Source organism: Pararhizobium sp. (assembly GCF_035497515.1).
In the GTDB taxonomy this organism is placed as follows: Bacteria; Pseudomonadota; Alphaproteobacteria; order Rhizobiales; family Rhizobiaceae; genus Pararhizobium.
The window spans coordinates 21,970-31,181 of the sequence record NZ_DATJDJ010000014.1; the positions used below are offsets into that span (position 1 = coordinate 21,970).

6 protein-coding genes are annotated in these 9,212 nt (G+C 62.3%); all 6 read right to left on the reverse strand.

What is annotated here, in order from left to right:
• Positions 1 to 115: 115 nt before the first annotated feature.
• Complete coding sequence (locus VL202_RS01485; RefSeq protein ID WP_325462420.1) at positions 116 to 604, reverse strand: MaoC family dehydratase; 489 nt, start codon at positions 602 to 604, stop codon at positions 116 to 118.
• Positions 605 to 687: 83 nt separating this feature from the next.
• On the reverse strand, positions 688 to 2,661 hold the full coding sequence (glgX, locus tag VL202_RS01490) for a glycogen debranching protein GlgX (RefSeq protein WP_325462421.1): 1,974 nt from the start codon (positions 2,659 to 2,661) through the stop codon (positions 688 to 690).
• A gap of 194 nt (positions 2,662 to 2,855) precedes the next feature.
• Positions 2,856 to 4,769 (reverse strand): adenylate/guanylate cyclase domain-containing protein, encoded by a 1,914-nt coding sequence (locus VL202_RS01495; RefSeq protein ID WP_325462422.1) that lies wholly within the window; start codon positions 4,767 to 4,769, stop codon positions 2,856 to 2,858.
• Positions 4,770 to 4,948: 179 nt separating this feature from the next.
• Positions 4,949 to 6,577 (reverse strand): alpha-D-glucose phosphate-specific phosphoglucomutase, encoded by a 1,629-nt coding sequence (locus VL202_RS01500; RefSeq protein ID WP_325462423.1) that lies wholly within the window; start codon positions 6,575 to 6,577, stop codon positions 4,949 to 4,951.
• Positions 6,578 to 6,581: 4 nt separating this feature from the next.
• Entirely contained in the window at positions 6,582 to 8,021 is a 1,440-nt protein-coding gene (gene glgA / locus VL202_RS01505) for a glycogen synthase GlgA (protein WP_325462424.1), read from the reverse strand.
• 1 nt (position 8,022) lies between these two features.
• Positions 8,023 to 9,210: a glucose-1-phosphate adenylyltransferase gene (glgC, locus tag VL202_RS01510; protein WP_325462425.1), complete on the reverse strand. Its 1,188-nt coding sequence runs from the start codon at positions 9,208 to 9,210 to the stop codon at positions 8,023 to 8,025.
• Between the last annotated feature and the right edge of the window lie 2 nt (positions 9,211 to 9,212).

The window sequence follows — 9,212 nt, forward strand, 5'->3', positions numbered from 1 at the left end:
GGATCTACGGCAGGGTCTCGGAAAAGGACCATCGATAGTCCGCAAGGACGCCACCTTCAGCAGATGCTCGGGTCAAGCCCGAGCATGACGGCCGAATTGGGATGAGACCTCGGCCTCACGCATCCTCCGGCCGGTCCTTCGGGTCGAACTGGATGATGGTCAGCCAGGTGGCGGTCAGCGCAGGTTTACGTTCGCCTTCGATATCGACGGTGACGTCGTAGGTGACCATCAGCATGCCGGCGCCGCGGAAGCGGGCTTCGGCCATGGTGAAGCGGCCGCGAACCTTCGCGCCGCTCTTCACCGGCGTCATGAAACGCACCTTGTCGAAGCCGTAATTGATGCCCATCGTCTGTTCGCGGACGCGGGGCAGGCAGTTGTAGTTCATCGCCGAGAGCAGCGAGAGCGAGAGGAAACCGTGGGCGATGGTTCCGCCGAACGGCGTCTCGGCGGCCGCGCGCACCGGGTCGGTGTGGATGAACTGGTGATCGTCCGTAGCGTCGGCGAAACCGTCGATGGTCTGTTGGGTGACCGTGATCCAGTCGGAGATCCCGATTTCCTTGCCGACCAGATCCTTGACGTCAGACAGCGAAATTTCCTGCGGCATTCTTTTTCCCGATCAAAAATATCCCCCAGCTTCTCTATATGCCGCTCTTGTGAAAAACGGCAATCAGGTGGGATCGTATGGGTTCATAAAATTTCGACGTGGAAGCCGACACTTCGCGCCGCGATCATGCCGATCCCGGCAGATGCCGAGGGCAGCAGGCTCTGCCAGCCTGTGCCGTGCCGCACCGGCAAATGGAACGGATGCGGCGCGTGGCTGCGGTTGATGACGACGGCAAGCCGGGTTTTCCTGTTCTGGACCGTGTCGCCCGTTGCCAGCAGCATGACCAGGTTGTCGGTGGCCGGGCTTTCCCAGTCGCCCGTGGTCATGGGTTGGCCATCGAGCCGCAGCCATTCGACATCGCCGTTACCGTTGAAAAATGCGGTTTCACTGAACACGTCGAAGCGGGCACGAATCTGGCCGAGCAGGGCGGTATGGGCGATCAGGGCCGGGTCGAGCGCCGGCCAGTCGACCCAGGTAATCTCGTTGTCCTGGCAATAGGCATTGTTGTTGCCGCGCTGGCTGCGTCCTGCCTCGTCGCCTGCCGTCAGCATGATCGTGCCGCGCGTGGCAAACAGGGTCGAGAGCAGGGCCATGACATCGCGGCGGCGGAAGGTCAGCACTTCCGGGTCGTCGGTCTCGCCCTCCACGCCATTGTTCCAGGACTGGTTGTCGTTATGGCCATCGCGATTGTCCTCGCCATTGGCCTCGTTGTGCTTGCCGGCATAGGAGACGAGGTCCATCAGCGTGAAGCCGTCATGGGCGGCGATGAAATTGACGCTGCGGGTCCGCTCGCCGCCATTGCGGGAAAAGATGTTCGAGGAGCCGGCAAGCGCGGTGGCGAGATCGCCGACGATATGGCGGTCGCCGCGCCAGCTGCGGCGCAGGTCGTCGCGGGCGCGGTCGTTCCATTCGAGGAAGGGGGCGGGAAAATTGCCGAGCTGGTAGCCGCCGGGGCCGATATCCCAGGGTTCGGCGATCAGCAGGCGATCCTTCAGCACGGGATCGGCGAGCATTTCGGTCAGCAAGGCCGCATCGCTGCGGAAACCGTCCATGTCGCGGCCGAGGATCGAGCCGAGATCGAAACGGAAGCCGTCGATACCGGCCGAGAGCACGAAGTGCCTGAGGCTGTCGAGGATCAGTTGACGCACGACGGGATGATCGCAGGCAATGGTGTTGCCAGTGCCGGTGTCGTTGATCAACTCGCCCGGGCGGTCGGTCGCATGGCGATAATAGGTGTGGTTGTCGAGGCCGCGCATCGAGAGTGTCGCGCCGAGCCGGTCGCTTTCGCCGGAATGGTTGAAAACGAGATCAAGGATGACGCCGATACCCGCGTCGTGCAGTGCCTTCACGGTATCACGCAGTTCGACGACCCCGCCGGGGACGAGGCGCGGATCGAGCGCCATGAACGCGATCGGATTGTAGCCCCAGCCATTGGTCAGGCCGAGTGGCGGCAGGTGGCGTTCGTCGATCCAGGCGGTGATCGGCATCAGCTCGACCGCCGAGACGCCGATCTGCTTGAGGTGCGCGATGATGGAGGGATGGGCGAGCGCGCCGACGGTGCCGCGCAGCGGCTCGGGAATATCCGGATGCAGCATCGTGAAGGGCCGCACGGCGATCTCGTAGATCAGGCCGCCGGTTTGGACCAAGGGCGGTTGCAAAGGGATGGAGGGATGGATCGCGACGATGGCTTTCGGAACAAGATCGGCGGTGTCGTCGCCGAACGCCGACAGGCGCGGATTATAATGGAAGGGGCGGTCAAGCTCGGTTGCATAGGGATCGACCAGCAGCTTGGCCGGATCAAACCAGAGGCCCTGGTCCGGGTCATAGGCGCCCCAGGCGCGAAAACCGTAGCGCGTTCCCGCCAGGGCGTCCGCGACCGTCAGGCTGTGAACGCCGTCCTCGCCGCGCTGCATCGGCAACCGCCGCAATTCCCGCTCGCCGGCCTCGTCGAACAGGCAGAGCTCGATGCCGGGGGCGGAACCCGACCAGACGGCGAAGGTCGTGCCACCCGGGCCAAGCGCGGCGCCAAGGGGATGGGAGACGGTCAGTTGCGGCATCGGTATCACCTTGGGATGAACTGGCGGCGGGAGGCGTGTCATATCAGGTTGGCTTGATCGTGATTGTCTCTGCTTTGCAGCCTGTGGCAAGCGCTACTGTACAGATCCTCGAACCGGAATCGATTTAAGGATTATGCCGGAGCTTCGACGATCAGCTGTTTGCCATCACCAGACGCTGCGCGGCCGGCAAACGGCTATGCATCGGGAGCAAGGAATGAGATCAATTCGTGGACCCCGACCGGTTCCGTGCGACCCTTGATCTTGATCGTGCCGATCGGCCGGAAGGCGAAGCGGTTTGCAACGGCGGCTTGCATCGCCGCGCTTACGAGGATGGTTGTGCCAAACTCCTTGTTCAGACCTTCCAGTCTGGAGGCCACGTTGATCGTGTCGCCCATGGCGGTGTATTGCCGGCGGGAGATCGCGCCGAAGCTGCCGACGACGGCTTGCCCTGTGTGCAGGCCGAAGCGGGTGTGCAATTCGGGGCGGCCTTCCCTGCGGTTGCTTTCATTGAGCCGGTCGATGGCGGCGCTCATCGCGAGGGCACAGCGGCAGCCATTTGCGACGTGTTCCGGATCCCGGATCGGCGCATTCCACATGACGAAGATGGAATCGCCGAGGTACTGAACGACCGTGCCGCCATGATCCTCGGCGATCTGGTTCAACTGCTCGAAATAGGTGGTCAGGATTTCGACGACGTCTTCGGGCGGGTGTTGTTCGGAAATCGTCGTGAAGTCGCGGATGTCGGTAAAGAGCACCGTCACATCCTGCCGTGCGGCCCGGGTGGAGGTGTCGGCGGGATCGACGATGCGGCGGACCACTTCACGGGGTACATAGAGCGCAAATTGCGCGATGGCTCGGCGCGAGGCTGCGAGCGCGCTCGCCAGCGTGTTGATTTCACTGATCCAGGAATGCGGCCCGCTCTTCGCAGCGAAATCGAGATCGCCTATCTTTCGGGCTTCGTCGGCAAGCTGGTAGAGAGAGGAACTGATCAGGCGCGAAAGGAGGACCGACGCGCCGATACCGGCGGCGACGAATGCCGCGGCCATGAACAGGTTGCGGACGAGTTGTCTGTTTGCATCGCTGACGAGGTCGTCGAGCGGCACGACAACGGCGGCTGAACTGCCGCTGAAGATATCCGAGAATGCGACCGATGCTATGAGAGCGACGTAACGCTCTCCATCGAGATCGAGCTGGACGATGTTCCCGCTGATGAAGTCCGGATCCTTGCGAAGCCGGATCACCGCTTCGACCGTCTTGTCCAGGGATTTTCCGGCTTCGTTAGTCCTGCCGGTCTGCGAGACCATTCCAAGGATCCTGCCCATCATCTCAGGATCGGAATGGGCTACCAGATTGTCCTGTTCGTCGAGGATATAGCTGCGGGCGCGGGGCGATATCTCGTCCGCGTCCAGCAGCCTGCTGACGGTTTCGAGATGGATGTTGACGCCGACCGCGATCTGGCCGTTATCCCTCAATGGAGCGGCGATGGTGAGGGTCGGAACCTTCAACGTACCGCTGACGAAGGGGCCGATGGAAATCGGCTTGCGGTATCTGAGAACCGCCCGATACCACGGACGTTCGCGCGGATCGAATGTCGCATCGGTGAACGGGCGCTGTGAAAGCACGCGGCCGTCCGGATCGACGAAATTCACCACCATGCTCGATCCGCCCTTTTCATGAGGGGCGACGATCCGGACGGCGAAAGCTGTGCCATTCGGGGCTGAAAGCGCTGTTCGGACGCTCGCATTGGCAGTGTTGATCGCTTGAATATACGAGCCGTCCGGATAACCGGCGAGGATGCTGGTCACATTCGAGACGTTCCGGAGAATCTCGAAGAAGAAGGCCTGCTTTTTCTCCAGTTCCAGCGGCGGGCTGGACGCCAGCTGCGACAGGGTGGAAGCAACGGCGACGGCTTCGTATCCGCCCTGCAGCGCATTTTTATATCCTTCGACAAGTCGCAGGCTCATCTGACGCATCTGCTTTTCGCCCGCCAGGATGGCTGCGTCACGCCCCTGGGAGAAGGCCAACCCGACGAGAACGGCGGAAATGCAGAGAAGGAGCGACGCGACCAGAATACTGAGGTGCAGTCTTAATGGTTTCGCCCAGCGCACATTGCCTCCGGTGGTTCTTGCATGTTCTCTCGGCGCACTCGCGGCTGCGGTCGCCAAGCAGTCTTTCGGCCCCGTGGGCCGACAGGACCGTTATCGTTGTTCGCAGTGGTTTCGGCAACAGCTTCTTCGGACCGAAAAGGCGCAGCGGGTGCCGCGCCTTCGGGGCGCTGGCCATCGGGTCAGGTAATGACCGTCGGCTCCGTCCGTCCCGTTCGGCTCTTGATGCCGGCGATCTCGTCAGCGACGGCGATCAGGTCTGCGAGCGCTTCCTGCGTCTCGGTATCGTGCTTCGAGGCGTCGGGCTCGTAGCGCTCGATATAGACGCGCAGTGTGGCACCGGATGTGCCGGTGCCGGACAGGCGGAAGACGACGCGGGAGCCGCCCTCGAACAGGATGCGGATACCCTGGTTGTTGCTGACCGACTTGTCGACCGGGTCGTGGTAGGAGAAATCGTCTGATGTCGCGACCTTGAGCTTGCCGAAGCTTTTGCCGGGCAGGCTGGCAAGCTGGTCGCGCAGCGCGGTTATCAAACCGTTGGCAGCATCCGAATCCACCTCTTCATAGTCGTGGCGGGAGTAATAGTTGCGGCCATAGGTCGTCCAATGCTGGCGGGCGATATCCTGGACGCTTTCCATGCGCACGGCGAGAATGTTGAGCCAGAGCAGGACCGCCCAGAGACCGTCCTTCTCGCGTACGTGGCTGGAGCCGGTGCCGGCACTTTCCTCGCCGCAGATGGTGACGCGGCCGTCATCCATAAGGTTGCCGAAAAACTTCCAGCCGGTCGGGGTTTCATACATGCCGATGCCGAGCTTTTCGGCGACCTTGTCGGCGGCGGCACTGGTCGGCATCGAGCGGGCGATGCCGGCGAGACCCTTGGAATAGCCGGGCGCCAGCGTCGCGTTGGCTGCGAGCATGGCCAGGCTGTCGGAGGGGGTGACGAAGATGCCCTTGCCGATGATCAGGTTGCGGTCGCCATCGCCATCGGAGGCGGCACCGAAGTCCGGTGCGTCATCGCCCATCATTTCCTCGTAGAGCGCCCGGGCGTGGACGAGGTTCGGGTCGGGATGGTGGCCGCCAAAATCGGGCAGCGGGATGAAATTGAGCACCGAACCCTTGGCAGCGCCAAGGCGGTTTTCGAGGATTTCCTTGGCGTAAGGGCCTGTGACGGCGCTCATGGCATCGAAGACGACGCGGAAGCCGCCGCCGATCAGGTTGCGGATTGCCTTGAAATCGAACAGCTTTTCCATCAATTCCGCATAATCGGAGACCGGGTCGATGACCACGACCTCCATGCCGGCCACGGTCTGGCTGCCTTCGCTATCGAGATTGACGTCGGCAACCTCGGCTATCCTGTAGGTCTCGATCGTTCGGGTGCCGGAATAAATGGCGTCGGTGACCTTTTCGGGCGCCGGGCCGCCATTGCCGATATTGTACTTGATGCCGAAATCTTCGGTCGGGCCACCGGGATTGTGGCTGGCCGACAGCACGATGCCGCCGAAAGCCTTGTACTTGCGGATGATGTTTGAGGCGGCCGGCGTCGACAGGATACCGCCACGGCCGACGAGAACGCGGCCAAAGCCATTTGCCGCCGCCATCTTGATGGCGATCTGGATGACTTCGCGGTTGTAATAACGGCCATCGCCGCCGATCACCAGCGTATCGCCCTTGAAGCCTTCCAGGCTGTTGAAGATCGACTGGATGAAATTCTCGGCGTAGTTCTTCTGCTGGAAGACCGGCACCTTCTTGCGCAGGCCGGATGTTCCCGGCTTCTGGTCCATATAGGGGGTGGTCTGAACGGTTCTGATCATGGGCTTAGCCTTTCGCAAGAAGACTGGAATAGAGATCGGCATAACGCTGCGCGCTCATATTCCAGGAAACGTCTGATTTCATGCCCTGGGCCTGCAGGCGGGCCCAGACTTTCGGTTGGCGGTAGGCGTTGAACGCCCGCCGGAGTGCCTGGCGCAGGCTGGGTGCGGTGACCGGTGAGAACTGGAAGCCGGTGGCGACCTTGGCCGCGAGCGCTGCCTCGTTGGCATCGATGATCGTATCGGCCAGGCCGCCGGTATGGGCGACGATCGGCACGCAGCCATAGCGCAAGCCGTAGAGCTGGGTAAGCCCGCAGGGCTCGAAGCGCGAGGGGATCAGGATTGCGTCGGAGCCGGCCTGCATCAGGTGCGACAGCGGCTCGTTATAGCCGACAACCAGGCCGACGCGGCCGGGATGGCGGGCAGCGGCTTCGCGGAAGCCCGATTCGAGCGCGGGGTCGCCGGAGCCGAGCACGGCCAGCTTGCCGCCATTGTCGACGATGTCGTCGATCACCTCGGCGAGCACGTCCATGCCCTTCTGCCAGGTCAGGCGGCTGACAACGCAGAAGATGGGCCCGGGCGCATCGTCGAAGCCGAAATGCTGTGACAGCGCCTTGCGATTGACCTCGCGCTTCTTCAGCGAAGCTGCACCAAAGGTGGCGGCGATGTTGGTGTCCGTCTGCGGATCCCAGACGGCCGTGTCGATACCATTGACGATGCCCGACAGGTTGGCGATGCGGGCGGCGAGCAGGCCTTCGAAGCCCATGCCGAATTCGGGCGTCAGGATTTCCTGGGCATAGGAAGGGCTGACGGTGGTGATGGCATTGGCCGTCTGCAGTCCGCCCTTGAGGAAGCCGACATCGCCGAAATATTCGACATGATTTACCGAGAAGGCTTCGCGCGGCAGCGCCAGTTCCGGGAAGACGTCCGGGCCGAACTGGCCCTGGAAGGCGATGTTGTGGATGGTCAGCACCACGGGCGTTGCGTGTGCGGGGCCAAAGCGCATGTAGACCGGGGTGAGCGCCGCCTGCCAGTCATGCACATGGACGAGATCCGGCTTCCAGCTCGGCAACAGCCCGCCGGCGATCTCGGCCGCTGCCAGGGAGAGCGCTGCGAATCGGCGGAAATTGTCAGGATAATCAATGCCGGCCCGGTCGACATAGGGGCCGCCATCGCGATCGAACAGTTCCGGCGCATCGAGCACCAGAATGTCGATGCCGTCGTGCATGACCGAGAGGATGGAGGCGGGATGACCGAACAGGTTGTCGAAGCCGCCGATCCTCTGCGGCTTCTTGATCTTCTGCATGACCACCGGATAACCGGGCATGAGCGTGCGCATGCGGATGCCGTGCGGCTTCAGGGCCGCCGGCAGGGCGCCCGCCACGTCGGCGAGACCCCCTGTCTTGATCAGCGGAAAGACTTCCGATGCGACGGAGAGGACTTCCATCTTACATGCCCAGCTTGTCGATCATCGCCTGGGTGATCAGGCAGATGCCGTTTTCCGAGCGGCGGAAACGCTTGGCGTCGAATTCCGGATCTTCGCCGACAACCAGGCCTTCCGGGATGACGACGCGGCTATCGATGACGACGTTGGTGAGTTGCGTATGCCGTCCGATCTTGACGTTTGGCAGGATCACGGCTCCGTCGAGGCGGGAGAACGAATTCACCCGAACGCCGGTAAACAGCATTGAGCGGTTGAGCGACGCGCCGGAAATGATGCAATCGCCCGACACCAGCGAAGAGGTCGCCGATCCGCGGCGGTTTTCGTCGTCATGGACGAATTTCGCCGGTGGCTTGATTTCGGCGAATGTCCAGATCGGCCAGGTGCCGTCGTAGATATCGAGTTCCGGAGTGACGTGGGTGAGGTCGATATTGGCCTGCCAGTAGGCATCGATCGTGCCGACGTCGCGCCAGTAGGCCTCGCGCTCGAAATCGGAGCGGACGCAGGACTGGTTGAAACGGTGGGCGACGGCTTTGCCGTGGCTCACGATGTAGGGGATGATGTCCTTGCCGAAGTCGCGCGAGGAGGAAGGATCGGCGGCGTCGCGGCGCAGGATGTCCATCAGGAACTTGGTGTGGAAGACGTAGATGCCCATCGAGGCCAGCGCCATGTCCGGATTGCCGGGAATGCCCGGCGGGTCGGCGGGTTTTTCGACGAAGTCGATGATTCTGTCCTTTTCATCGACATGCATGACGCCGAAGCCGGTCGCTTCCATGCGCGGCACTTCCAGGCAGCCGATGGTGACGTCGGCGCCGGAATCCACATGCTGCTGCAGCATGAGTTCGTAGTCCATCTTGTAGATATGGTCGCCGGCCAGGATGACCATGTATTCGACGCCGTGATCCTCGATGATGTCGATGTTCTGGTAAACGGCGTCGGCGGTGCCTTCATACCATTGCGTCTCCGACACGCGCTGGCTGGCCGGTAAAATGTCGAAGCTCTCGTTGCGCTCGGGCCGCAAGAAATTCCAGCCGCGCTGTAAATGGCGGATCAGCGAGTGCGCCTTGTATTGGGTCGCAACCCCAAGCCGGCGAATACCGGAATTCAGCGCATTGGACAGCGCAAAATCGATGATGCGGGTCTTGCCGCCGAAATAGACCGCCGGCTTGGCGCGCCGGTCGGTCAGTTCCTTCAGGC